At 72.8% G+C, this 24,660-nt stretch carries 22 protein-coding genes; 10 read left to right on the top strand and 12 right to left on the bottom strand.

All coding sequences use genetic code 11. The features are described 5' to 3' along the window. Positions 1-68 precede the first annotated feature (68 nt). Positions 69-590, top strand: coding sequence for a PTS glucose transporter subunit IIA (locus ACFT2C_RS01550; RefSeq protein ID WP_377205241.1), 522 nt, complete (start codon positions 69-71; stop codon positions 588-590). 267 nt (positions 591-857) lie between these two features. Here the strand turns inward: ACFT2C_RS01550 and ACFT2C_RS01545 are convergent, their stop codons facing one another. Next, positions 858-1,025, bottom strand: coding sequence for a hypothetical protein (locus ACFT2C_RS01545; protein ID WP_377205240.1), 168 nt, complete (start codon positions 1,023-1,025; stop codon positions 858-860). Between the two features lie 60 nt (positions 1,026-1,085). Here ACFT2C_RS01545 and ACFT2C_RS01540 point away from each other — a divergent pair, with 60 nt between their 5' ends. Both ACFT2C_RS01540 and ACFT2C_RS01535 read left to right on the top strand, forming a co-directional pair. Then, complete coding sequence (locus tag ACFT2C_RS01540; protein WP_377205239.1) at positions 1,086-1,781, top strand: hypothetical protein; 696 nt, start codon at positions 1,086-1,088, stop codon at positions 1,779-1,781. A 62-nt stretch (positions 1,782-1,843) separates the two neighbouring features. Further along, complete coding sequence (locus ACFT2C_RS01535; protein ID WP_377205238.1) at positions 1,844-2,488, top strand: HAD family hydrolase; 645 nt, start codon at positions 1,844-1,846, stop codon at positions 2,486-2,488. A gap of 94 nt (positions 2,489-2,582) precedes the next feature. Here the strand turns inward: ACFT2C_RS01535 and ACFT2C_RS01530 are convergent, their stop codons facing one another. Continuing rightward, positions 2,583-4,553, bottom strand: a complete 1,971-nt coding sequence (locus ACFT2C_RS01530) for an NHL domain-containing thioredoxin family protein (protein WP_377205237.1) — start codon at positions 4,551-4,553, stop codon at positions 2,583-2,585. Between the two features lie 10 nt (positions 4,554-4,563). Further along, on the bottom strand, positions 4,564-4,779 hold the full coding sequence (locus tag ACFT2C_RS01525) for a hypothetical protein (RefSeq protein ID WP_377205236.1): 216 nt from the start codon (positions 4,777-4,779) through the stop codon (positions 4,564-4,566). A 259-nt stretch (positions 4,780-5,038) separates the two neighbouring features. On the opposite strand from ACFT2C_RS01525, the gene ACFT2C_RS01520 reads away from it, so the two are divergent. Beyond that, the gene (locus tag ACFT2C_RS01520) at positions 5,039-6,097 is read left to right on the top strand and encodes a hypothetical protein (protein WP_377205235.1); all 1,059 of its coding nucleotides are present in this window, start codon (positions 5,039-5,041) and stop codon (positions 6,095-6,097) included. 274 nt (positions 6,098-6,371) lie between these two features. After that, entirely contained in the window at positions 6,372-6,716 is a 345-nt protein-coding gene (locus tag ACFT2C_RS01515) for a hypothetical protein (protein WP_377205234.1), read from the top strand. 87 nt (positions 6,717-6,803) lie between these two features. Here ACFT2C_RS01515 and ACFT2C_RS01510 read toward each other — a convergent pair whose 3' ends face one another. Further along, on the bottom strand, positions 6,804-8,987 hold the full coding sequence (locus tag ACFT2C_RS01510) for a prolyl oligopeptidase family serine peptidase (protein WP_377205233.1): 2,184 nt from the start codon (positions 8,985-8,987) through the stop codon (positions 6,804-6,806). 96 nt (positions 8,988-9,083) lie between these two features. Beyond that, positions 9,084-11,132: a cytochrome c oxidase assembly protein gene (locus tag ACFT2C_RS01505; protein ID WP_377205232.1), complete on the bottom strand. Its 2,049-nt coding sequence runs from the start codon at positions 11,130-11,132 to the stop codon at positions 9,084-9,086. Between the two features lie 158 nt (positions 11,133-11,290). On the opposite strand from ACFT2C_RS01505, the gene ACFT2C_RS01500 reads away from it, so the two are divergent. Further along, on the top strand, positions 11,291-11,572 hold the full coding sequence (locus ACFT2C_RS01500) for a WhiB family transcriptional regulator (RefSeq protein WP_377205231.1): 282 nt from the start codon (positions 11,291-11,293) through the stop codon (positions 11,570-11,572). A 195-nt stretch (positions 11,573-11,767) separates the two neighbouring features. On the opposite strand, the gene ACFT2C_RS01495 is transcribed toward ACFT2C_RS01500, so the two are convergent. The 3 genes from ACFT2C_RS01495 to pdhA form a co-directional block, all read right to left on the bottom strand. Then, a complete protein-coding gene (locus ACFT2C_RS01495; RefSeq protein ID WP_377205230.1) occupies positions 11,768-13,216 on the bottom strand; it encodes a dihydrolipoamide acetyltransferase family protein in 1,449 nt (482 codons plus the stop codon). A gap of 64 nt (positions 13,217-13,280) precedes the next feature. Beyond that, positions 13,281-14,312: an alpha-ketoacid dehydrogenase subunit beta gene (locus tag ACFT2C_RS01490; protein WP_377205229.1), complete on the bottom strand. Its 1,032-nt coding sequence runs from the start codon at positions 14,310-14,312 to the stop codon at positions 13,281-13,283. Positions 14,313-14,317: 5 nt separating this feature from the next. Next, complete coding sequence (pdhA, locus tag ACFT2C_RS01485) at positions 14,318-15,487, bottom strand: pyruvate dehydrogenase (acetyl-transferring) E1 component subunit alpha (protein WP_377205228.1); 1,170 nt, start codon at positions 15,485-15,487, stop codon at positions 14,318-14,320. A 303-nt stretch (positions 15,488-15,790) separates the two neighbouring features. Between pdhA and ACFT2C_RS01480 the strand changes: the two genes are divergently transcribed. Next, the gene (locus ACFT2C_RS01480) at positions 15,791-16,774 is read left to right on the top strand and encodes an acetylxylan esterase (RefSeq protein WP_377205227.1); all 984 of its coding nucleotides are present in this window, start codon (positions 15,791-15,793) and stop codon (positions 16,772-16,774) included. A gap of 10 nt (positions 16,775-16,784) precedes the next feature. On the opposite strand, the gene ACFT2C_RS01475 is transcribed toward ACFT2C_RS01480, so the two are convergent. Next, the gene (locus tag ACFT2C_RS01475) at positions 16,785-18,344 is read right to left on the bottom strand and encodes an MFS transporter (protein ID WP_377205226.1); all 1,560 of its coding nucleotides are present in this window, start codon (positions 18,342-18,344) and stop codon (positions 16,785-16,787) included. Positions 18,345-18,445: 101 nt separating this feature from the next. Here ACFT2C_RS01475 and ACFT2C_RS01470 point away from each other — a divergent pair, with 101 nt between their 5' ends. Next, complete coding sequence (locus ACFT2C_RS01470; protein WP_377205225.1) at positions 18,446-19,342, top strand: helix-turn-helix transcriptional regulator; 897 nt, start codon at positions 18,446-18,448, stop codon at positions 19,340-19,342. Between the two features lie 86 nt (positions 19,343-19,428). Here the strand turns inward: ACFT2C_RS01470 and hisC are convergent, their stop codons facing one another. Then, positions 19,429-20,517 carry a histidinol-phosphate transaminase gene (hisC, locus tag ACFT2C_RS01465; RefSeq protein ID WP_377205224.1) on the bottom strand — a complete coding sequence of 363 codons (1,089 nt, stop codon included), beginning with the start codon at positions 20,515-20,517 and terminating at the stop codon, positions 19,429-19,431. Positions 20,518-20,531: 14 nt separating this feature from the next. Here hisC and ACFT2C_RS01460 point away from each other — a divergent pair, with 14 nt between their 5' ends. Continuing rightward, on the top strand, positions 20,532-20,939 hold the full coding sequence (locus ACFT2C_RS01460) for a phage holin family protein (protein ID WP_377205223.1): 408 nt from the start codon (positions 20,532-20,534) through the stop codon (positions 20,937-20,939). A gap of 11 nt (positions 20,940-20,950) precedes the next feature. Here the strand turns inward: ACFT2C_RS01460 and ACFT2C_RS01455 are convergent, their stop codons facing one another. Both ACFT2C_RS01455 and ACFT2C_RS01450 read right to left on the bottom strand, forming a co-directional pair. Further along, on the bottom strand, positions 20,951-22,654 hold the full coding sequence (locus ACFT2C_RS01455) for a hypothetical protein (protein ID WP_377205222.1): 1,704 nt from the start codon (positions 22,652-22,654) through the stop codon (positions 20,951-20,953). Further along, complete coding sequence (locus ACFT2C_RS01450) at positions 22,651-22,818, bottom strand: hypothetical protein (protein ID WP_377205221.1); 168 nt, start codon at positions 22,816-22,818, stop codon at positions 22,651-22,653. Before ACFT2C_RS01450 ends, ACFT2C_RS01455 begins: the two co-directional genes overlap by 4 nt. A gap of 338 nt (positions 22,819-23,156) precedes the next feature. Here ACFT2C_RS01450 and purB point away from each other — a divergent pair, with 338 nt between their 5' ends. Then, positions 23,157-24,644 (top strand): adenylosuccinate lyase, encoded by a 1,488-nt coding sequence (gene purB / locus ACFT2C_RS01445; protein WP_377205220.1) that lies wholly within the window; start codon positions 23,157-23,159, stop codon positions 24,642-24,644. Positions 24,645-24,660: the final 16 nt, after the last annotated feature.

Below are 24,660 nucleotides of genomic sequence, written 5' to 3'. Positions count from 1 at the left end.
ACTTCCCGGGACCGCCCTCCGGCAAAGGACCGCTCTCGTAGTAGTCCGCGATCTGACAAGATGACCCCATGGCCGAGGCCCTGATCGTCGGATCCCCCGTCGCAGGACGGGTGGTCGCGATGCGCGACGTGCCCGATCCCGTCTTCGCAGAGAGCATCGTCGGCCCGGGGCTCGCCGTCGACCCCGACCCCGAGCTCGGCGGACGCGTCGTCGCGCCGTGTGCCGGGGTGGTGGTGAAGCTGCACCCGCACGCGTTCGTGCTCCTGGCGCCGCCCGCGGACGAGCCGGCGGACGCCGAGGGCGCTCCCGCGGCGCCTGCCGCCCCGGTGGCCGGCCGGGGCGTCCTGGTGCACCTCGGCATCGACACCGTCCAGCTGGGGGGCGGGGGCTTCACCCTGCTCGTCGCCGAGGGCGACGCCGTCGCGGCCGGCCAGGAGCTCATCGTCTGGTCCCCCACCGTGGTGTCCGACGGCGGCCGCTCGCCCCTGGTGCCGGTCGTCGCCCTGGACCTGGGGCCGCGTGGCCTCGAGGAGCTGGCCCGGCCGGGCACGCAGGTCCAGGCGGGGGATGCGCTGTTCCGCCTGGCGTGAGTCGAGGTCGACCTGGTCGACCTGTCAGACGCTCCGGCACGTGTCAGACCCACAGGTCACCCCGGTGACCTGTGGGTCTGACAGGTCTGTTCGGGTCTGACAAGTGCATGAGGCGGGAACCTCTCCGCTGCCGCAGCAGACCATCTTTCAGCGGTTGCAAGGCTTCGAGCGTGACCACAGGGGCCGGTGACGAGGTTCCGTCCACAGGCAGCCCAGTGGACCAGACGACGGCGAACTTCGGCGACGCAGGATCGCTGCATGACGGGATCACGAAACTTCGAGCGGACGCACGGTCTGGCGCAGCTCGCTCGGCGGCAGCACGCGGTAGTCACTCGCGCCCAGCTCGCCGGAGTCGGCATCACCGCCCGGCATGTCGCCAGCCAGCTCGCTGCCCGACGATGGCGCGCGGTGACGAGTGACGTCGTCGTACTGCATGCCGGCCCTCTGCCGCGCGAGGCAGAACTGTGGGTAGCGATCCTCGACGCCGAACCACCGGTGGCGCTCGGTTCCTGGACCGGCCTCGCCAAGCACGGGCTGCGCGGCTGGGACCGGCCGGGAACGCACATCGTGGTGCCACGGGGCGCCAAGACGCGGCGACTCTCCGGCGTCGTCGTGCACGAGTCACGCCGGCCCGCGCCCGAAGACATCGTGCGTCTGGACCGATTGCCTGTACACACGGTGGAGCGATGCGCTGTCGATGCGGCAGCCTGGCAGGAGTCGCCACGGACCGCCGTCGGGCTGCTCGCCGCGGTAGTGCAACAGCGAAAGACCTCGCCTGAGCAGTTGTGGGACCAGCTCGAACGTGTGGGGCAGGTGCGTTTCCGCGACCTCATGCGCCGCAGCGTCGCCGACATCCGGGGTGGATCGGACGCGCTCAGCGAGATCGACTTCGTCCGGTTGTGCCGTCGAAACGGCCTGCCCGAGCCCAAGCGTCAGGAGCATCGCGTCGATTCCCGGGGCAAGCATCGCTTCCTCGACGCCGAGTGGATTCTCAACGGCGGACGACGGGTCGTGGTGGAGATCGACGGGATCGGGCACATGAACGCGGCCCGCTGGTACGACGATCTCCTGCGAGACGCCGAGCTGAGCACCGGCGACGGAACGATCCACCTCCGTCTACCGGCGTCCGCGGCAAGGACCGAACCGGAACGCGTCCTCGCGATCTTGTCCCGTCACCTGCAATCCCCCTGACGTGTCAGACCCACAGGTCACTCGGATGACCTGTGGGTCTGACACGTCCTAGGGTCGGGGTCATGGTGCGCACTGTGGTGTTCGACGTCGGAGAGACGCTCATCGACGAGTCCCGGATCTGGCTGCGCTGGGCGGAGCGGCTCGGCGTCCCGCCGCTCACGTTCCTCGGTGTGCTCGGCGGCTGTGCCGCACTCGACCTGCCGCACCGGGACGCGTTCGAGATGGTGCGGCCGGGCCTGGACTTCGAGGCCGAGATCGCCCGCTGGGCGCTGGACGAGCCGGACGGCCTGCGCAACGGGTTCGACGCGGACGACCTGTATCCCGACGTCCGGCCCGCCCTGACCGCGCTGCGCGAGGCGGGCTTCGACGTCGTCATCGCAGGGAACCAGCCGCCCGAGGCACGCGCCGCGCTGGAAGCGATGGACCTGCCCGCGAGCGCGATCCGCACCTCGGACGAGTGGGGCGTGCAGAAGCCGGAGCCCGGGTTCTTCGCGCGCGTCGCCGAGCTCTCGGGGGTCGCGCCCGAGGAGATCGCCTACGTCGGCGACCGGCTCGACAACGACGTCCTCCCCGCGGCCGAGGCCGGGATGCGGCCGATCCTGCTCCGCAGGGGCCCGTGGGGCTACTTGCACGCGCTGCGCCCCGAGGCGACGCGCACGACGGTCATCGACTCGCTGGCCGAGCTGCCCGGGGTGCTGGCTGCATGAGCCGCCTGACCTGTCAGAAGCCCGCGCACGTGTCAGACACACAGATCACCCGGGTGACTTGAGGGTCTGACACGTGCGCGGGCTTCTGACAGGGTCAGCCGCGGAGCGGGAGCGTGAGGTCCGCGTCGCCGTCGGGCACCACCCGGACCGGGACGCCCCAGTCCTGCTGCGCCAGGTGGCAGGCCGGGAACACGTCCGGGTCCGGCTCGCCGTTCGGCAGCAGGGGCACCTCGTCGCACGACGCCGCCTTCGCGGTCACGTGCAGCACGCCCTCGGTCACCTCGGGGTTGATCACGAGGTCGCGGAACAGGTCGGTGCCGTCCCCCGCCCCGGACACCAGCAGCTCCGGCGGAGTCGCGCTGACCTGGAGCGACGTCGACGGGCCCCAGCGATCGTCGAGCTTCTGGCCGGGTGCGGGCACGAACGGCACGTCCAGCCGGAGCGGCCCCGCGCCGACGTCGGTGGCGGGCCGGGCGACGCGGTGCGCGCCGCCGTCGAGCACCTCGCCCGCCAGGGTCGCCGGGAGCGCGACCCGGGTGAGCCGGTGCGCGGCCGACTCCACGACGAGCAGGTGCACGGCGCCGTCCGCGACCTCGACGAGCACGTCCGAGGGCTCGGCCAGGTCCTTCGCCAGGGTCGTCACCTCGCCCGACTCCGGGTCGTACCGGCGCAGCGCCCCGTTGTAGGTGTCGGCGACGACGACGGAGCCGTCGGGCAGCGTGGCCACGCCGAGCGGGTGCTGCAGCAGCGCCTGGTCGGCGGCGCCGTCGCGGTGCCCGAAGTCGAACAAGCCCTGGCCCACCGCGGTCCGGACCGTCGCGGCCGGGGACCCGTCCGCGCCGTGGGACAGCTCGACGCGGCGCAGCGACGACGTCTCGGAGTCCGCGATCCAGAGGTGACCGTCCGGCCGGCCCGCGACGTCGACCGACGGCGTGATGCCGGACGTCTGGGCGAACCAGGCACCCTCGCCCGGCCCGTCCTCCAGGCCCTCGTTCATCGTGCCGGCGAGCAGGGACGCCGAGCCCTGCAGGAGGTCGACCTCCCACAGGGTGTGGTTGCCCGCCATGGCGACAACGAAGGTGCCGCGCACCGTCGACCACGCGACGTCCCACGGGGAGCTCAGGCGCAGGTCGAGCGGCGCGACGGCCGTGCCTGGCTCGTAGGCGCCCAGCGGCTCGCCGTCGCGCCCGCGGACGTTCTCCTGCCCGCCGACCATGAACTGCTCGCCGGTACCCGCCACGGTCGTGACGACGCCGTCCGCGAGGCGCACGCCGCGCAGGGCGTGGTTGACGGTGTCGGCGACCAGGACGTCGTAGCCGACGTGGGGGCGCAGCTCGTCCGGCACCAGGCACAACCCGTTCGGCTCCGAGAACCGCGCCTCGCCCGGCCCCCCGTCCAGCAGCCCGCGCTCGCCCGAGCCGATGCGCCGCACGAGCGTCTCGCCGTCGGGCGCGAGCTCCGCGAGGGAGTGGTGCCCGGCGTCCGCGACCAGGAGGTTCCCGTTCGGCAGCGCGAGGGCCTTCGCGGGGAACCGCAGCGTGCCCGACGCCGGGGCGGGCGGCACGTACGGACCGGAGCCGCGGTGCAGGGTGCCCTTCGCGGCGTGCTCGGCGATCAGGTCGGTGACGAGCGCGGCGATCGCGGAGCCGTGCCCCTCGCCCGCCATCTGCGCCACGATGTACCCCTCGGGGTCGATGACCACGAGCGTGGGCCAGGCCCGCGCGGTGTACGCGCCCCAGGTCACCAGCTCCGGGTCGTCCAGGACGGCGTGCCGCACCTCGTACCGCTCGACGGCGGCGGCGAGCGCCTCCGGATCGGCCTCGTGCTCGAACTTCGGCGAGTGCACGCCCACGATCACGAACTCGTCGCGGTGCTGCTCCTCAACCTCGCGCAGCTCGTCGAGGACGTGCAGGCAGTTGATGCAGCAGAAGGTCCAGAAGTCGAGGACGACGACCTTGCCGCGCAGCTCGGCGAGCGTGATGTCACGCCCGCCGGTGTTCAGCCAGCCGCGGCCGACGAGCTCGGACGCGCGGACCCGGGGAAGGTTCTGGACTCCTGTGCTCACCCGGCCATTGTCACTCCCGGGGCACGGTGCCCTTCCCGTTGTCCGGCCTGCGGGCACGCCACTGCTCGACCAGTGCCTTGTCGGCCCGGCGGCGTGTGAGGTCGCTCTTGCTGGAGTGCACGGCCGCCCTGTGCGCGAGCAGTGCGGCGCGGTCCAGCTCGAGGGCCCACATCAGGGCCTCGCGCACGTCGGCGCGGGTTACCCGCGCGCTCCGCGTCTCGTCCATCGTCCCGATCATTCTCGCCGTTCCGTGTTCACCGGCGCCCTGAGCGGGCGCCGCTATCGATTCAGGAGGAGTTCCGTGATGTTTTGTGACATCACAGGACTTCCTGGCTTTCACCCGGCCATGGTTGGGTGTAGCAGAGGAACGTACCGCGCAAACCTGGCTAGGCGATATCCGTCTATCGGATGACTTTGTAGGACAGACCGGCGTGTCGCCACGGCGTGTGCCGTGTCGTGTTGGTGGGTGAGGAGAGGATCAGGGCATGGACCGCGACCAGGCCAGAAAGATGAAGGAGCAGCTCGCAGCCTTCGCCCGAGAGCTCGCCGAGAAGCATGGAGTCGTGGCAACGCCGCGGTCATGGAGAAGGCAGTCCGCATCGGGGGCGGCCGACGTCGTCCGCGCCCCGACGATCGCGCTCGGGCTGATACCCCAGGCCGAGGGCAGGTTCGGCATCGCCGTCCGCTACCGGCTCGGGGTCCCCCGGGCCCGCTCGATAGTGCGCAAGGTCTCGGCGGAGGTGGGGCCCGACGTCGACATCCGGCGCACCGGCCGCATCCGCCCCGTGAGCGAGCTGGGCCCGCGCCCGCCCGCACCGACGTCGCAGGCGGACGGCGACACGGACCGGCGCCGTCCGCTGCGGCCGGGCATCTCCATCGGCCACGTCGGGGTCACGGCGGGCACCCTCGGGGCGTTCGTGACCCGCGCGAGCTCTCGGGGCGACGGCCGGCTGTACGCGCTCTCGAACTACCACGTGCTGGCGGGTTCCCCCGAGGCGCGGCCCGGCGACGCCGTCCTGCAGCCCGGGCCGGCGGACGGGGGCCTGGCGCCCGGCGACCGGATCGGCGAGCTGACGCAGGTGGTGAACCTGGACGCGCTCGAACCGGCCTACACCGACGCCGCCATCGCACGGCTCGACCGGGTACCCGTCGATTTCGAGTACCCGGTGGGGCGCGTCGTGAAGACCGCACGGGCCCTCGGCGGCGAGATCGTCGGCAAGGTCGGCCGCACGACGGCGATCACGCGCGGGCGGGTCACCGCCATCGAGCTGGACGACGTCATAGTGGGTTACGAGGACCTCGGCGCGCTCAGCTTCGACGACCAGATCGAGATCGAGAGCCTCGACGACGGGCCGTTCTCCCGGGGCGGCGACTCGGGGGCCCTCGTGTACCGGGAGGACGGCGTGGCGCTCGGTCTGCTGTTCGCCGGTTCGGAGTCCGGCGGGCACAGCGGGAAGGGGCTCACCTACGCCAACCCGATCGACCAGGTCCTCGACATCCTGGAGGTCGAGCTGGCCGGCGAGCCGGCGCACCCCTTCGGGTGAGATCCGCACCCGGCAGAATTCAGGTGGGCACGCACACGCGGAGCGAGAAGTGCACCAGTTCGCGTCTGTTCGGCATGCGCACCAGCGTTTCCCACGCCGGGCGTGTCGGTTCCGGCGTCCGGGAGCGCTGGCGTGTCCGTCCGGCGCGTCGCCAGCCGCAGCCCGCTGACCTGCGGCGCTGCACTGGTCCGAAAAAGTGACCTTCGCCTCCTGCCGAAGACTGTGCGAGGGGGTAGACACGGGGGACACAATGGATGACCAGGAGGTGATCGGGATGGCAACGCTCGACGAGGCTCGGTCCGCAAAAGCCGCATTGCGGGCAAAAGTGACCGGGCTCGACGGTGTGATCGGAGTTGGCGTCGCCCCTGAGTTCACGACGTCCCTCAGGCAGCCACTTCGCGAGTACTCAGCACGGAAGCACGCGGAGCCCGGCACGTCCGGTGGATCACCGGTCGAGGTGCTCGCCGAGGAGGTCTCGGTGGAGCAGGTGACAGGACCCGGCGGAAGCTGGGTGCTGCAGGTCAACGTGACTGACCCCAGCCTCGTGGACAAGGTTCCCGAGGAGATCGACGACGTCGCGGTGCGCGTGCGCGTCGTGGGCGCCGTCCGGGCGGGCTGAGGCTGAACCCCATCACACCGAAGTAGAGCGTCTGTCCGGCCGCGCAGCGTGCGTCCGGACAGGCGCTCTACTTCGGTGTGCCGGTACTCAGCCGAGGGTTGTCGGCAGGTTCGGCTTCTCGCCCAGCACCCGCTCGGCGAGGAAGGCCGAGACCACCTGGTACCAGACCTTGGCGTTCTGCGGTGTGAGCACCCAGTGGTTCTCGTCCGGGAAGTACAGGAACCGGTGCGCGGTCTCGCCGTCGTCGGACGCCGGGAGACCCGACTTCGTCAGCAGCTCGAACCACAGGCGCAGGCCCTCGCCGATCGGGACGCGGTAGTCCTTGTCGCCGTGGATCACGAGCATCGGCGTGCGGATCTCGCCCACGGCCAGGTGTGGGCTGTTCTCCAGCGCCATCTCCGGCGTCATCTCGCGCGCCCAGTAGAAACCGGCGTCCGTGGTGGGGCCGAACTGGTCGAGCGCCCACAGGCTCGCGTGCGTCACCACCGCCTTGAAGCGGTCGGTGTGCCCGGCCACCCAGTTCGCCATGTAGCCGCCGAACGAGCCGCCCATCGCCGCCGTGCGGGTCTCGTCGATCTCCGGCAGCGCCTCCGCGGCGTCCGTGATCGCCATGAGGTCGGTGAACGGCGCCCCGCCCCAGGCGCCCCAGCCGCGCTGGACGAACTCCTGCCCGTACCCGGTCGACAGCGCCGGGTCAGGCAGCAGCACGGCGTACCCCTGGGCGACCATCAGCCACGGGTTCCAGCGCCAGCTCCAGGCGTTCCACGAGCCCAGCGGGCCGCCGTGGATCCACAGCAGGAGCGGGGCCTTGGCCTCGGGGCTCGGTTCCTGAGCCTGTCGAAGGGCGGCGGGCAGCGCCAGCCACGCGCGCACGCGCACGCCGTCCTCGGTGGTGGTCTCGATCTCGGTGAGCGTGCCCGGCAGCTCCGGGGCGGGCACCGGCGAGCGCAGCAGGGTCGCCGGCAGCGGCGTCCGCTCCCCCGGTGCGCCCGAGCCCAGGAACGCCGCCAGGTCGATCCGGACCGGCTCCGCGGGGGCCGCGTAGGAGGTGCGCAGCGCGAACAGGGTGGCGCCGTCGGGCGTGATCGCGAGGTCGGAGAAGACCGCGTCGTCGGCGGTCACCTTCTCGACGACCACCTCGGCGCCCGGGAGCGCCCCCGAGAACGTGAGCAGGAAGACCGGGCCCCGGCCGTCGTCGTCGGCCTGGACCAGCAGGCCGCTGCCGTCCGGGAGCCAGGTGGGACGGCCGGGCCAGCGGTCCCAGTCGTCGGCGAGGACCACCGGCTCCGCGGAGCCGTCCGTCGGCACCAGGGCGAGGCGGATCACCGGGGACTCGGTCGGGGACGAGATGGACTCGGTCACGTAGGCCACCCAGGAGCCGTCGGGCGAGACGCGGGGCGCGCCGGCGTCGGCGTCCGGGTCGTCCACGAGCACCCGGCGGTCGCCGGTCGCCGTGTCGATCGCGACGAGCATGCTGCGGACGGCGGCACCGGCGTCGGGCACGGACCAGGTCGAGACCAGCGTCGTGCCGTCCGCGGACAGGTCCGCCGTGTGCTCGACGAGGTGCCGGCCGGCGCCCGTGAGGTCGCGCAGGTCGAGGTGCTTGCCCGACGCCGGATCCTGGTCCGGCGTCTCGCCCTCGGCTGCCGGGGCCCCCGGCAGCGGCGCCGCGGGCTCGTCCGCGAGCGCCGCGACGTCGCCCACGAAGCGGCGCTCCTGGTCGGGGCCGAGGTCGTGGTCCCAGAACCGGACGGGGTAGCCGGTGTGCAGGATCGCGGAGACCTTCTGGTCCTTGCGCGCCTTGCGCAGCTCGGCGTCCTGCGCCAGGTCCTTCGCGGAGGGCAGGAGGCCCGCGGCGACGCTCACGGTGTCGGCGGCGCGGGCCGTGAGCGGGGCGGAGGCGCCGCCGGGCGGGGCCGCGATCACGCGGGCCTCGCCGCCGCGCGCCGGCAGGAGCCAGAGGGCGGACGTCGGGTCGTCCCCCGCCTTGCCGTCCGGGTCGGGCCGGGCGGAGGTGAACAGCAGGTCGCCGGAGCGGGCGAAGACGGCGGACGACTCGCCCTTCGCGGAGCGGGTCAGCCGCCGTGCCGGTGCCTCGCCCGCCGGATCCACCTCCCACAGGGCGGTGCGGTAGGCGGTGCGCTCGCCGTCGAGCGTCTGGACTCCGACGACGAGGCGGGTGCCGTCGTGGCTGGCCGTCAGGCCGGTGAGCCGCGGGATCGCGACGTAGTGGTCGAGGTCGTGGAACGGGGTCTGCGGGGATTCGCTCACCGGACACGTCTACCACGCGCACCTGTGGTTGTGGGCGCGATTTTTGCGGCTACGCGCCTGTTGTGGGCGCGACGATCGCGCCCACAACCAGGGGGGTCAGTGTTCGCCGTACTTGCGCTCCTGCTCCGCCTTGTCGGCCAGCATCTTGTTGTACGCCTCGAGCTCGGCGTCGTCGTCCCGTTCCGCCTGGCGGTCGCTCCGCCTTGCCTCGCGCGCGTCGGACTGGGTCCACGAGATGGCGACGCCGATCGCGAGCAGCAGGGTAGGCAGCTCGCCGATGCCCCACGCGACAGCGCCGCCCTTCTGCTGGTCCACGATGGCGCTGGGCCCCCACGGGCGGCCCATGAGGCCGAACCAGTCGGGCACGAGGAGCGCGGTGCCCGAGGTGAGCGTGACGCCGAAGAAGGCGTGGAACGCCATGGTGGCGAACAGGAGCACGAGCCGCAGCGGGTAGCCGGGGCGGGAGGGCCCGGGGTCGACGCCGATCAGGGCGTTCGCGAAGAGGTACCCCACGAGCGTGAAGTGGGCGATCATCCACAGGTGGCCCGCGTAGGTGGTCAGCGCCAGCTCGAACAGGGGCGTGAAGTAGAAGACGATCATCCCGCCCGCGAAGAGGACGGCGGCCACTACCGGGTTCGCCAGGAACCGGCCGAAGGCGGAGTGCACGAGCGCCAGGACCCACTCGCGAGGGCCGCGCGAGCCGTCCTTGCGCGCCGGGACGGCCCGGAGGAGCAGGGTGACGGGCGCCGCCAGCACGAGGAACAACGGCACGACCATCGCGAGGACCATGTGCTGCACCATGTGCGCGCTGAACAGGACGTGCCCGTAGGCGGCGGCGCCGCCGTTGGTGGCCCAGAACAGGACCAGGATGCCGAGGCACCAGGAGATGGTGCGGCCCACGGGCCAGTCGTCCCCACGACGTCGTAGCCGCAGCGCCCACCGCACGTACACGAAGAGGGCGGCCGCGCAGGCGAACGCGAGGATGACGTCCCACTGGAACTCGGTGAACCAGCGCAGCAGTGTCGGCTCGGGCGGCAGCGGGTGGCCGGTGACGATCTCGGCCGGGGTGGGGTCGACGATCTGGTCGTCGGGCACGGGGGGCGCCGTGGAGCCGAGGGCGACCGCCACGCCGGACACCGCGCCCATCACCCCGACCTCGACGGCGGCGAGCCGCCAGAACAGGCCGATCGCCGCGTTCCTGGTGGCGGTCCCGGCGGAGAGCCGGGCGACGACGGTGCTGCGGTGCAGCCAGCCCAAGCTGCCCAGGACGATCAGCAGTGCCGCCTTGACCACCAGCAGGATCCCGTAGTCGGTGCTCAGCCCGTCGAGCGAGCCGATCCGGATCCAGGCGCTGACCAGGCCCGAGACGGCCACGGCGGCGAAGCACCACAGGGCGATCGCGGAGTAGCGCCGGATCACGTCGGCGGTCGCGGCGTACCGCAGGCCCACGAGGGCAATCGCGCCGAGGCCGCCGATCCAGAGGGCCGCGCCGCCGAGGTGCAGGAACAGCGCCGAGACGGCGACGTCGTGGCTGGCGGCGCCGGCGGCGTGGCCGGTCGAGGACTGCATGCCGAGGGCGACCAGCGGCAGCGCGAGCGCGCACAGGGCGCCGACCGCGCCGCGCACCAGGAGCGCGACCGCCGCCGTCAGCGCGGCGACGATGACGATCCCCAGGTACGTGCGCCCGACAGGGATGGTCGATATGTACTCCATCAGCGCCGGGCCGAACCCGTCCGCGTCCAGCGGCAGGTACGTGGACCACGAGAACCGCAGGACGAGCTGCACCAGCGCCGCGAGGGTCCACACGCCGGCGGCGACGCCCGCCACCCCGAGCGCGCGGTCCACCAGCGGCCCGCGCGGCAGCACGCAGGCGGCCAGCGCGAGCGCGCCCACGGTCACCGCGAGGGACAGCTCGGTGGCCACCGTCGCGACGGGCGCGCCCCAGCGCACGACGGCACCCGGGTCGGTGAAGTTCGCGAACGCGGTGAACGCACCGGAGAAGGCGCCGGCCGCGACGAGAGCCGCGAGCGCGACGAGGCCCGCGGCGGGCAGGGCGGCGACGAGCCAGGAGGGGCTCGTGGGGCCGGTCGCGGTGCTCGTCCGAGCAGGTTCGCTGGGCCTGTTCCGGGCGTCGGTCGGGGTCACACAGTCCAGCCTAGGCGCGCCGCGGGGCGGCTCTGACCGTCCGCGGATGTCCGGTTGACCACGCCGGGAGCGCCCCGGAACCGGGCATTTCGACGAAGTCCAGGAAAAGTTCGGCCGGATTATGCACCAAACCCAACCCTTTGGCCCTCTTCTGCGTTGTGACCAGTGTGGACCTCGCTTACATCATCACCGAGACCGACGACTCAGTGCCGTGCTCGGAGCAGCCCGAGCTCTGGTTCGCGGAACACCCCGCGGACCTTGAAGAGGCGAAGCGCGCGTGTGCGGTCTGCCCGCTGAAGGCGCAGTGCCTCGCGGGCGCGCTAGCCCGCCGCGAGCCGTGGGGCGTCTGGGGCGGCGAGATCGTCGTCGACGGCACGGTGCGGAGCCGCAAGCGTCGTCGCGGCCGGCCGCGGTCGATCGGTGGCATGCGCGTGGCCTGACGGCCACGTGTCCCAAGAAACGTTGCCCGAGGCACGGCGAGACCGAGTCCAGTCGCCGTGAGAGTCCGGGGCAGTGCGCCCTCCGCACCGAGGATCTCCCAGACCGATCCTGACGGGCGCACTGCCCCGGTCGTTTCATGTGTCAGGCCCCCAGGTCACCGTGGTGACCTGGGGGCCTGACACATTCGCAGCAGCTCAGCCCCAGACGAGGCCCTGGGCCGGCTCCTCGAGCACCCGCGCGACGTCGGAGAGGAACCGGGCGCCGAGCTCGCCGTCGGCCAGCCGGTGGTCGAAGCTGAAGCTCAGGGTGGTGACCCACCGCGGCTTCACCTTGCCCTTGTGCACCCACGGCTGCTTGCGGATCGCGCCGAAGGCGAGGATCCCCGCCTCCCCCGGGTTGAGGATCGGCGTACCCGTGTCGATACCAAAGACACCGAGGTTGGTGATCGTGATGGTGCCGTCGGACATGTCGGTGACCGAGGTGCGCCCGGCCCGCGCGGTCGCCGTCAGCCCGGCCAGCGCCTTCGCGATGCCGAGCAGGTCGAGCGTGTGCGCGTCCTTGATGTTCGGCACCACGAGCCCGCGCGGTGTCGCCGCAGCGATGCCCAGGTTCACGTAGTGCTTGTAGATGATCTCCTGTGCCGCGTCGTCCCAGGAGGCGTTGATCTGCGGGTGCCGCTTCACGGCGAGCAGCACCGCCTTGGCCGCCACCAGCAGGGGCGTCACCTTGACGTCCGTGAAGTCGCGGTCCTCCTTGAGGGTCGCCACGAGCTTCATGGTCTTCGTGACGTCGACGGTGTGCAGGACTGTCACGTGGGGCGCGGTGAAAGCGCTGGCGACCATCGCCTCGGCCGTGCGCTTGCGCACGGACCGCACCGGGACGCGCGTCTGGCGCCCGTCCGGTGTGACCACGCCCGAGGCGAGCCAGGGCTCGTCGTCCGGGTAGTTCGTCAGCGTCCGCACCGACGAGCGCTCGGCGTGGGCGACCACGTCCTCGCGCGTCACGATGCCGCCCGGGCCCGACGCGTGCACGCCCGCGAGGTCCACCCCCAGGTCCTTGGCGAGCTTGCGGACCGGCGGCTTCGCCAGCACGCGGGCCCGCGCTGCGGTGGTGGTCCCGGTGTCAGACGGCGGGGTGGCCGGCTTCGGCGCGACGGGTGCGGGAGGCGCGACAGGCTCGACCGCCGCCGCCACCGAGGCCGACGGCGCCGCGGCCGGGGCCGCCTGGTGCCGGCGACGCCGTCCGCTGGCCTTCGCCTCGGCCGTGCCGTAGCCGACGAGCACCGATCCGGAGCTCTCGTCCTGAGCACCGCCGGCCGCGGGCGCGGAGCCGGCGTCCGGGGCGGCACCGGATGCTGTGCCGTTCGGGGTCGACCCGGCCGGGCCGACCGCGTCGTCGGACACGGTGATCTCGATGATCGGAGTGCCCACGTCGACCGTGCTGCCCGCCTCGACGAGCAGGGCGGACACGGTCCCGTTCCACGGCGACGGCAGGTCGACGAGCGACTTCGCCGTCTCGATCTCGACGATCGTCTGGTTCACCTCGACGGTGTCGCCGACGGCGACCTGCCACTCGACGATCTCGGCCTCGGTGAGGCCCTCACCGACGTCGGGGAGCGGGAACCTCTGGTTCTTCGAACTCACTCTCGGCTCACTCTCAAATCATTCAAACAGCTCATCCGTGGCTGGTTCATCTCTCGCTCACGGCTCAGTGCGCGAAGGCACGGTCGACGGCGTCGAGCACGCGATCCACGCTCGGCAGGTACTCGTGCTCGTGCTTCGCCACCGGATACGGCGTGTGGAAGCCGCCCACGCGGAGCACCGGCGCCTCGAGCGCGTAGAAGCACTCCTCGGTGACCCGTGCCGCGATCTCGGCGCCCGCCCCGAAGAACACAGGCGCCTCATGGATGACCACGCAGCGCCCGGTCTTGCGCACGCTCGCCACCACGGCTGCCGTGTCGAGCGGGGAGATGGTGCGCAGGTCGAGCACCTCGGCGGAGCGGCCCTCCTCGGCCAGCGCCTCGGCGGTCTTGACCGCGGTCGCGACGGACGGGCCGTAGGCCACGAGGGTGACGTCGGTGCCCTGGCGGACCACGGTCGCCGCGTTCAGCGTGTCGGTGCCGACCGGCGCGTCCAGGTCGACAGCGCCCTTGCCCCAGTAACGGCTCTTGGGCTCGAAGTACAGCACGGGGTCCGGGGAGGCGATGGCCTCCTGGATCATCGTGTAGGCGTCCTGCGGGTTGCTCGGCGAGACCACGCGCAGGCCTGCGGTGTGCGCGAACAGCGCCTCCGGGCTCTCCCCGTGGTGCTCGACGCCGCCGATGCCGCCGCCGTACGGGATGCGGATCACGACGGGCATCTGCACGGCGCCGCGGGTCCGGTTGTGGATCTTCGAGAGCTGCGTGGTGATCTGGTTGAACGCCGGGAAGACGAACCCGTCGAACTGGATCTCGCAGACCGGCCGGTAGCCGCGCATGGCCAGGCCGATGGCGGTGCCCACGATGCCGGACTCCGCCAGCGGCGTGTCCACCACCCGCTGCTCGCCGAACTCCGCCTGCAGGCCGTCGGTCACGCGGAAGACGCCGCCCAGCGGGCCGATGTCCTCGCCCATGATCATGACCTTGTCGTCGTGCCGCATCGCGGCGCGCAGACCCTCGTTGATCGCCTTGCCGAGCGAGAGCGTCTGGGTGCCCGACGCCGGCTCAGGGGCGCCGGATGTGGTCTGCGTACGTTCCGCCATGGTTGTCATCGTGCGCCTCCCTGCGCTGAGTCCGCGATCGCATACTGCGGGGCCGGCGGGTCACCGGCGTCGTAGGCCTCGTACCAGGCCCGGTCGGCGGCGAGGGTGCCGTGGGGGGTGGCGTACACGTCGTCGAACATGCTCGAGACGACGGGTCCGCCGTCGAGGGCGCGGACGCCGGTGCGCAGCTTCGCGCCCAGCTCGTCCCCCGCGGCCTTGATCTCCGCCTCGAAGTCCGCGTCGAGCGCGCCCTCGGCGCGCAGCAGGGCGCCCAGGCGGTCGATCGGGTCGCGGCGTCGCCACTGCTCCTCCTGCTCGGAGGTGCGGTAGCGGGTCGGGTCGTCCGACGTCGTGTGTGCGCCCATGCGGTACGTGAACGCCTCGATGAAGCTGGGCCCCTCGCCGGCGCGGGCGCGCTCGAGCGCTTCCTGCGTCGCGGCGTACACGGCGAGCACGTCGTTGCCGTCGACCCGCAGGCTGGGCAGGCCGAACGCCTCGCCCCGCCGGTACAGGGGGGTCTTCGACTGCTTGGCGGTGGGCTCGGAGATGGCCCACTGGTTGTTCTGCAGGAAGAACACGACGGGCGCGTTGTTCACCGCGGCGAACACCATGGACTCGTTGACGTCGCCCTGCGAGGTGGCGCCGTCGCCGAAGTAGGTGATCACGGCGGTGCCGTCGTGCTTGTCGTGCGGGGTGCCGTCCCGCTGGACGCCCATGGCGTAGCCGGTGGCGTGCAGGGTGTGGGCACCGATCACGATGGTGTAGACGGCCGCGTTGTGCTCGGTCGGGTTCCACCCACCGTGGTCCGAACCGCGGAAGAACCGCAGCCGGTCGACAGGGTCCAGGCCCCGGACCTGCAGCACGCCGTGCTCCCGATAGGACGGGAAGACGAAGTCCTGCGGACGCAGGGCGTAGGCACTGCCGACCTGCGCGGCCTCCTGGCCACGAGCCGGCGCGAACAGGGCGAGCTCGCCCTGCCGCTGGAGAGAGGTCGCCTCGTCGTCGAACCGACGAGTCAGGACCATGTCGCGATACATGCCACGGAGGTCTTCCGTGGTCAGAGCCGCGGCGCGGTCACGATAGCCCTTGGACCCGCGTGTCGTGACGCGGTTCCCTTGGGGATCGAGTAGCTGCAACGTCGGGATCGCCTCGTTGGAGCCGTTGGTCGTAGTCACGCTTCCTCCTTCAACTGCGGACGCGAGCGCCCGCTGTTGCGGAGACGCCCGGTCCGTTCCGGGGACCTTTCCATCCTGGCACGGGTCCAGCCGGAATTTGGCCGATCCGCAACCTACGCTCTCGTAGCCTACGCAAGCGTAGGCTACGGCTCCGTAGGTAGGTCTGCCGCGATGTCACCCAATCTCTCGCGGGACCGTTTGTCGGAACCCACCAAGACGCGCGACGGAGTCTCGGCGACCCGGCCTCGGTGCCCGCCGCGCGGCGCCTGGGTCTCGTTCGGGCCCGCGGCCGATACTGGTCCGGTGCCCCTGCCCGAGCCGTACGACAGCTGGTTTCCGGACGCGCCCATCGACGGCACCTACGGGTACGACCGCGCTGACCTGCGCGCGGTCGAGCCGGTCCCGCCGCCCGCCGGCTTCGGCGACCTGTGGCACGGCTGGTTCGCCGCCTCCCGCGGCGTGCGCCCCGACCCGCGGCTGACGTCGCTCGGCCGGCGGGGCGCGCACGACGTCTACGAGGTGGAGCACACCGGCGCCGGCGGGCTGCGGCTGCGGGGCTGGCTCGCGCTGCCGTCCGACGGCGCCGCCCGGGTCGGCGTCGTGCGCAGCCACGGGTACGGCGGGCGGGAGGCGCCCACCTTCGACCGCGTGCCCGACGACGCCGCCGTCGTCTTCCCCGTCGCCCGCGGGCTCGGCGCGCTGAACACCGGCGTCGGCGCCCCGGCCACGGCGGCCGAGCACGTGCTGCACGGGATCGGCTCGGTGGAGACGTACTCGCTGGGCCGCTGCGCCGTCGACCTGTGGCATGCGGCCGATGCCCTGGCCGAGGTCGCGGGCGACCTGCCGCTGTACTACGTGGGCGAGAGCTTCGGCGGGATCGGGGCGCTGGCGGTGCCGTGGGACCGGCGGTTCGTGGGCGCGACCTTCGTGGTGCCCAGCTTCGGGCAGTACGACGTGCGCCTCGGACTGGAGTGCACAGGCAGCGGGGAGGCCGTGCGGCGGTACGTCGCCGAGCATCCGGAGGCGCGGGACGTGCTGCGCTACTTCGACACGTCGACGGCGGCCGGCTACCTCCGGATCCCCGTGCGCTGCGAGTGCGCCCTGTGGGACACGACGGTGCCGCCGCCCGGGCAGTTCGCCGTGGCGAACGCGGTGGCGCGGGTCGGCATCTCGCTGGAGCTGCACGAGCTGCCGGCCGGGCACGCGGAGTACCCCGGCAAGGAGGACGACGCCGCCCGGGCCGCCGCGGCGACCCGGGCGCACATCGCGCGCTGCCTGGGGGGCTGACCGGCCGGCGTCAGCGCGCGGCGCTGTGCCGTGCGACGCGGTGGGCCAGCAGCGCGAACACGACCGCGCACGCGGCCTGGACCGTGAGTGCGGCCGCCAGGCCGACCGCGAGGCCCGAACCGGAGCCGGTGGCGTCCGCCGCGGCCGTTCCGCCGGCGGGGCCGCCCGCGGCGTCGGACACCGCGTGGAAGAGGCCGCCCACGAGCGCGACGCCCAGCCCGATCCCGAGCTGCTGCAGCGTGGTCAGCAGCCCGCCCGCCACGCCGGCCGCCCAGTCCGGCGTGCGCGAGAGCACCGTCTGGAGTGCGGGCCCGTACATGAGTGCCTGGACCGCACCGAGCACGACGAGCAGCGGCTGCAACGCCGGCGGGGCGGCGCGACCGCCGTCGAGCCCTACCACCAGGGCGATGCCCACCAGCGCCAGTGCCTGGCCGGACGCGGCGTAGACCATGATCCGCGGGCCCACCCGGCCGAGGATGCCCGGGAGCAGCAGCGCCGCGACGAGGAATCCGCCGCCGAAGCCGAGAGTCACCATCGCGACGTCCCAGCCGTCGGCGCCCCAGGCGGTCCGCGCGTACTGCGAGATCTCGTACAGGAACGCGCCGTAGGACACGAAGAAGAGCAGCGTCATGAGCAGGCCGATCCGCACCACCGGGACCCGCAGCACGCTGGGCGGCACGACGGGCAGCCCACCCCGTCGCTCGGTGGCGCGCTGGGCGAACGCGAACGCCGTCAGGGTCACCGCGGCCGCGCCCAGCAGGCCGAGGGACCAGGCCGGCCACCCCGCCGTCGGGCCGAGCGTCAGCGGTACCACCAGGGCCACCAACCCGCCCCCGAGGAGCGCCGCGCCCCGCAGGTCGAGCCCGAGCGGCGCCGGCGAGCGCGACTCCGGGACGGCACGCAGGCCGGGCAGCGCCAGCAGGGCGATGGCACCGGTGACCACCTGGACCGCCCGCCAGGCCAGGTGCTCGGGCATCGAGACGGCTATCGCACCCGCCACGACCTGGCCCGCGATCGAGGCGACCGCCCCGGCCGCCGTGAACAGGATGATGCCGCGGGTGCGCAGCGCGTCGGGCGCTGTGGCCTGGATGCTGGTGAGGACCTGGGGCGTGAACAGCCCCGCGGCCAGGCCGAGCGCCGCGCGCAGGGCCACGAGGGCGACCAGACTCTGGGCGAGACCGGTCAGGACGGCCAGCGTCCCGAAGGAGATCAGCCCGATCATGAGCAGCCGTCGCCGGCCGTACCGGTCGCCCAGCCGGCCGGAGACGACCAGGCCCGCCGCGAACGTCGTCGTGTAGGCGGAGAGCACGAGCTGGCCGCCCGACGGCCCGGTGCCCAGGTCGGCGGTGATGGCGGGGACCAGCAGGTTCACCGCGCCGAACGTGAAGTTCACCGGGAGGAAGCCCAGCAGGAGGACGGCGAGGCCGCCGGCGGTCAGGGCTCGTGCCTGGCTGTCGGCGGGCGGGCTGTCAACTGGCGGGGTGGCGGCGGGCGGGGTGGCTTCTGGCGTGCCTGCCGTGGTGGCCGGGGGCATGCCCTGGTCGACGGCCGCGGGGAGGGATGGCGTCATGCTCCGACGATGCGGGTACCGGCATCCTGGTACCAGGAGCCTGTTCATACGGGTACTGGCACCACCTGGTTACGCGAGCGCGACAGGGTGACACTGGTCCGGTGACCAGAACGACACCGCAGCACCAGGCGCTCGGCGCCTTCCTGCGCGAGCGTCGTGGGCGGGTGACCCCGGCCGACGTCGGGCTGCCGCAGGCCGGCCGACGGCGCACACCCGGGCTGCGGCGCGAGGAGGTGGCGCAGCTCGCCGGGGTCGGCGTCACCTGGTACACGTGGCTCGAGCAGGGGCGCGCGCCCAACCCGTCGGACCAGGTGCTCGACGCCGTGGCGCGGGCGCTGCGCCTGCGGGCGGACGAGCGGCGGCACCTCATGCTCCTGGCTGGGCGGACCACCGACGCCGGGCCCCACGCCCCGGCACCCCTCACGGAGGTGCGACCGGAGCACGTGGCGATCCTGGAGCGGCTCCTGCCCTTCCCCGCCGCGATCCAGACCGCCGCCTACGACCTCGTCGCGGCCAACCGCAGCTACCGGTTCTTCTTCGGCGACCTCGACTCGGTCGACCCCGTCGACCGGAACTGCGCGTGGCTGCTGTTCACGCACGACGAGTGGCGCGACTGCCTCGTGGAGCCCGAGGCCGTGCTGCGCGACCTCGCCGCGCGACTGCGCGCCCGGGAGACCGAGTTCCCGCAGGATCCGCGATGGCCCGGCCTGCTGGCCAGCCTGCGCGAGCACTCGCCCGAGTTCGTGCGGTACTGGGACGAGTACGAGGTGCGCGGCGACCGGACGCAACTGCGGCGCTACCAGTCGTCGCGGGTCGGCAGGCTCGACACGATCTTCCAGAGCCTGTGGCTCGACCGCGAGCGCGGCGAGCGCATAGTCGTGCTGACCGCCGCAGACGCCGTCTCTGCCCGCCGGCTCGAGCGGCTCGACTCGCTGGTCGGCGCGGCACCGACGTGGACCGCCCGGGACGGCGTCCTGACGAACGCGCTGATCAGCTGAAGGTTCCGGGTGGTCGGCAAAAGGTCAGGTCCATCGGCAGCTCGGGTTGCCGATCACCTGACCTTTTACCGACCATCCGCACCGCGTCAGCGCCAGGACGACGCAACCTTGAGGAACGCGTCGTTCGCCTCCGGGGAACCGATGCTCACGCGGATGCCTTGACCGGCGAACGGGCGCACCAGGACGCCCGCGGCCTTCGCCTCGGCGGCGCGCTCCATGGTCCGCTCGCCCAGGTCGAACCAGACGAAGTTCGCGTGCGTCTCCGGAAGCACCCAGCCCTGGTCGCGCAGGCCCTCGACGACGCGGTCACGCTCGCCGACCAGCGCCTCGACCTGGGCCATGAGCTGGCTCTGCGCCGCCGGCTCCAGCGAGGCCAGTGCGGCGACCTGCGCGACGTGCGAGACGCCGAACGGCGTGGACACGGCGCGGATCCCGGCAGCGAGGCGCGGCTCGGCGATCGCGTAGCCGACGCGGAGCCCGGCCAGGCCATGCGCCTTGGAGAGGGTGCGCAGCAGCACCACGTTCGGGTTTCGCGTGAACACGTCGACGCCGTCGGGTACATCCGGGTCGCGCACGAACTCGAGGTACGCCTCGTCCAGCACCACCAGGACGTTCTTCGGCACCGCTGCCAGGAACGTCTCCAGCTCGGCGGCGTGCACCGCGGGTCCGGTCGGGTTGTTGGGCGAGCAGACCAGCACCACGCGCGTGCGCGGCGTGACGGCGGCCGCCATGGCGGGCAGGTCGAGCCGGCCCGTGCCCTCCTCGAGCGGGACGGTCACGGCCGTGCCGCCGGACACCGCGGCCGCGATCGGGTAGGCCTCGAACGATCGCCACGGGAACACGATCTCGTCCCCGTGGTCGACGACGGCGTTCAGGATGTGCGACAGAACCGCGACGGAGCCGTTGCCGACCACCACGTTCTCGACGCTCACGCCGCTGTGCGCGGCGAGCGCCGCGACCAGCTCCTCGGCATACATGTCGGGATACCGGTTCACCTCGGCCGCGGCACGCGTGATGGCGGCCTGGACCGACGGCAGCGGCGCGTACGGATTCTCGTTCGACGAGAGCTTCCACGCCGGGGCGCCCGCGCCGGCGCGCGCGCCGGGAACGTAGGCGGGCAGGGCCGACACGGCAGGGCGGAGCGGTACTGATGCTTCTTCCACGAGGGTCAGCATGCCACGATGACCAGATGAAGCTCGTGGCGCGCATCCTCATCACCGCACTGGCAATCGGGCTGTCGGCTCTGATCCTCGGCTCCCACATGGAGATCGTGAGCGACGACACCATCTTCGGCACGATCCTCGCGACCGTGGTGGTCGCCGTCGTCTACGGCCTGGTCCACATGATCGTGAAGCCGATAGTCCAGCTCATCTCGCTCCCGCTCTACATCCTCACGCTCGGCCTGGTGTCGCTGCTGGTCAACACACTCATGCTGTGGATCACCACGCTCATCACCAACCAGTCGTGGTTCTCCGACACCCCGAACTGGGGCCTCGAGGTGACCGGCGGCTTCTGGTGGTACGTGCTGGCGGCACTCGTGATCTCGGTGGTGCAGGTGATCCTGCTGGCGCTTCTGCCCAACCGGATCTCCGACTAACGGGGCCGGCGTCATCGGTCGACCCGTTCGGCCCGGTAGAACGTGGTGCTCGCCGCCGTTCCGCCCAGCCGCGAGCCGATCCGGTCGGCAACCTCGGTCACCCGAGCGTCGCCCGACCCGATCGCGAGGTCCAGTGTGCGGACGTGCGTGGTGACGGCGTGCGCCAGGGACACGTTGCCCGAGGCCGCGCGGTCGCCCGCGTAGGTCGAGTCCCGGAGAGACCGGACCACGGTGACCCGGTCCCGCGTCCGGGGGTTCTCCGCGGCGGAGCGGCCGTCGGTGTGGGAGACCAGCTCCTCCGGGGTCTCCAGGTGCAGCACCGGGACGCCGGGTGGCGTGGCCAGCAGGCCCGTCGGTGACCCGGCGGTGACCAGCCCGCCCACGCGGTAGCGCTCCGCGAAGCCGGCCCGCGCCACCAGCGCGGTGGCCGCGATCCCGCCCAGGCTGTGTCCCACGAGGGTGACCGGCTCGTCGGGTCCGACGCCGGAGTCGGCGAGCGCCTGCTCGATCGCCGCCGTCGCGCCGTTGGCCTGGCCCGCCATCAGCTCGAGGTCGGTCCGGCCGTCCCAGGGATGGTCGGCGGGCAGCGTCGACTGGGTGCCGGGGACCAGGACCGTCCAGGACACCGCGCCGTCGGACCCGATCACCTTCTGGACCGCCACCGTGCCGGCCGGCACGCCGCCCGCACCCGGGTAGAGGCTGTCGATCCTGGCCAGCGCCTCCTGGACCGACCAGGCCCCGGCGTCGGACCAGGCAGGGGCCGAGCCGGCCGCGAAGTCCTCGGGGGCGAGCCGCGTAACCCGGACCCCGCGATCGTCGTTCCCGAGCACCGGGAGCTCGCGGGCCACGTGCGCGAGCACGCCCGCTCCTCCGGGGACACCCGGGCGGCCCCGGGCGAGTCCCGGCTGCGCCAGCGCGACGCCGCCGCCCAGGCCGGCGAACGCCTCGTCCGAGTACGGGGCCAGGCCCCGTGTCGCGGCGGATGCCGCCCGGCCGGCGATCGCCGAGGAGGCCCCGCCGGTGAGCACTCCCCCACCGAGCCGCCCCGCCACTTCTCCGGCGCCCAGGACGCCGGCGCCCGCGAGGCCCGCCCAGCCCAGGACGCCGAACGCCGCCCCGATGCCGAACGTCCCGGCGGTGACGAGCGTGCCGACCAGCCGCTCGGCCGTCGACTCGGCCTCCTCGTACAGGCCGGCCGCCCGCAGAAGGCGCCAGCCCAGCAGGTCGCACCGGTCGGCGTGGTCCGTGAGGCGCCGCGCCGCGTCGTGCGCTGCCGCCTCCAGCGCCAGCGCCGCCGGGGCGAGCGCGGCACCGCCCGGCAGCGCGGCGCTACCCGCCAACGCGGCGCCGACCGCCAGACTGGGGCCGCCAGCTAGACCCGAACCGCCAGCCAGGCCGTGGCCGCCGGCCAGGCCTGCACCGCCCGCCAGACCGGATCCGCCCGCCACGCCGTGGCCGACGTCGGACCGCCAGGGAGTCCCGGCCACTCCGACGGCCCCGGCCAGGACGATGTCGCCGGCCGCCGCAAGGCACTGCGCGGCGGCGGCCCGCAGGTCGTCCGCAGCGCCGGCCGCCCGGGCGGCTGCCCGGCGCACCGAGTCAGACTCGACGGCGGTGACGCCCACGCCCCCGAACACCGTGACGGTGTCAGCCGGGGCGCGCGGACCGGCCGGCGGCGCGATCTCGGGCGACGTTGTCCCAAACGGCGTCGTCACGGCATATCCGTAGTGCGAATGAGATCGGCCCGCGCCATCGCCTCCCTCAGCAAGAACAGATCCTGCGCGACGGCGAGCCCCGCCTCGGCCACCTCCTCCCGGTACAGCCGCGCCGCGGGTGCCTCCCAGTCTGCCTCGACGACGGCGGCCCTCAGCTGGTCCACCGCCCGCACCAACATCTCCACCGCGGCCGCGAACGCAATCGTCGGGTCCCCTGCTCCGTGTGCGGGCGGCACACATGCGCCCTTCACGGGCTCTTCCGCACTGCTCGTTCGGCTGTGTACATCTCTCGTGTTCCTCTCTCCGCTGTCCCTCCTTCGACGACGCTAGGCGCGGAGCGGGCACCGCCGTCGGCCGCGAACGCCCACCTGTGCACAAGTGGCTGAGAAGCCGTGCTGTGGTCGGGCTCGCGCCCGCGGAACGCCGTCGCGAGGGTCGGTGCGGGTCGCGACGAGTCTCGCGGAGGGATCGCGCAGCGGCCGCACGCGGCTCGCGTGGGAGAATGAGGGACGTGCCTGAGACCACCACCCCGACCACCGGCCCCGTCACCCGCGTCGCTCTCGCCGACGTGAGCCCGGCCATCGCGCTCGGCCCCCTGGACGGCCGGTATCGCAAGGCCGTCGCCCCGCTCGTGGACCACCTGAGCGAGGCCGCGCTGAACCGCGAGCGGATCCACGTCGAGGTGGAGTGGCTGATCACGCTGTGCAACGGCGCGCCCGGCGTCGGCGCGCCAGTGGTGCCCGGGGCGCCCACGCTCTCGCCGCAGGAGATCGACTACCTGCGCGCGATCCCTGCGACGTTCGGCGCGGACCAGATCGCCGAGCTGGCCGAGATCGAGCGCGAGACGGTGCACGACGTCAAGGCCGTCGAGTACTTCATCAAGCGCCGCATCGCCGCAGCTCCGGAGGCCCTGGGCACGACGAGCCTCCCCGCCGCGAGCGAGCTGGTGCACTTCGCCTGCACCAGCGAGGACATCAACAACCTGTCGTACGCGCTCATGGTCCGGGGCGCGGTGCGTGAGGTGTGGCTGCCGGCCGCGACCGCCGTCGTCGACCAGCTCGCGAGCATGGCGCGCGAGCACGCCGCGGCGCCCCTGCTGTCGAGGACGCACGGCCAGCCCGCCACGCCGTCCACCCTGGGCAAGGAGGTCGCCGTCCTGGCCCACCGCCTGCGGCGTCAGCTGCGCCGCATCGAGGGCGCCGAGTTCCTGGGCAAGCTGAACGGTGCCACCGGCACCTACGGCGCGCACACGGTCGCCGTCCCGACGGCGGACTGGCCGGCCGTGTCGAAGGCGTTCGTCGAGGGCCTCGGGCTGGACTGGAACCCGCTGACCACGCAGATCGAGTCGCACGACTGGCAGGCCGAGGTCTACGCCGACATGGCCCGGTTCAACCGGATCCTGCACAACCTCGCGACCGACGTCTGGACCTACATCTCGCTCGGGTTCTTCACGCAGATCCCGGTCGAGGGCGCCACCGGCTCGTCCACGATGCCGCACAAGGTGAACCCGATCCGGTTCGAGAACGCCGAGGCCAACCTCGAGATCTCGTGCTCGCTGCTCGACACCCTGTCGGCGACGCTGGTGACGAGCCGCCTGCAGCGCGACCTCACGGACTCGACGACCCAGCGGAACATCGGCCCCGCGTTCGGGCACAGCCTGCTCGCCATCGACAACGTGGCGCGCGGCCTGGACCGGCTGGCCGTGAACGAGACGCTGCTGCGCGAGGACCTCGACGCCAACTGGGAGGTGCTGGGCGAGCCCGTCCAGTCCGCGATGCGCGCGGCCTCCGTCGCGGGCGTGCCCGGCATGGAGAACCCGTACGAGCGCCTCAAGGACCTGACGCGCGGCCAGCGCGTGGACGGGGCGCGCATGCGCGAGTTCGTGGCGGGCCTGGGCCTGCCCGACGACGTCGCCGCCCGCCTCGCCGCGCTGACCCCCGCCACGTACACGGGGCTCGCCGAGCAGCTGGTGAAGGACTACCTGGACTGAACTACCCGCGTCTGGG

This window comes from Promicromonospora sp. NPDC057138 (genome assembly GCF_042670845.1).
In the GTDB taxonomy this organism is placed as follows: Bacteria; Actinomycetota; Actinomycetes; order Actinomycetales; family Cellulomonadaceae; genus Promicromonospora.
This window is presented reverse-complemented; position numbering and strand designations above follow the sequence as displayed.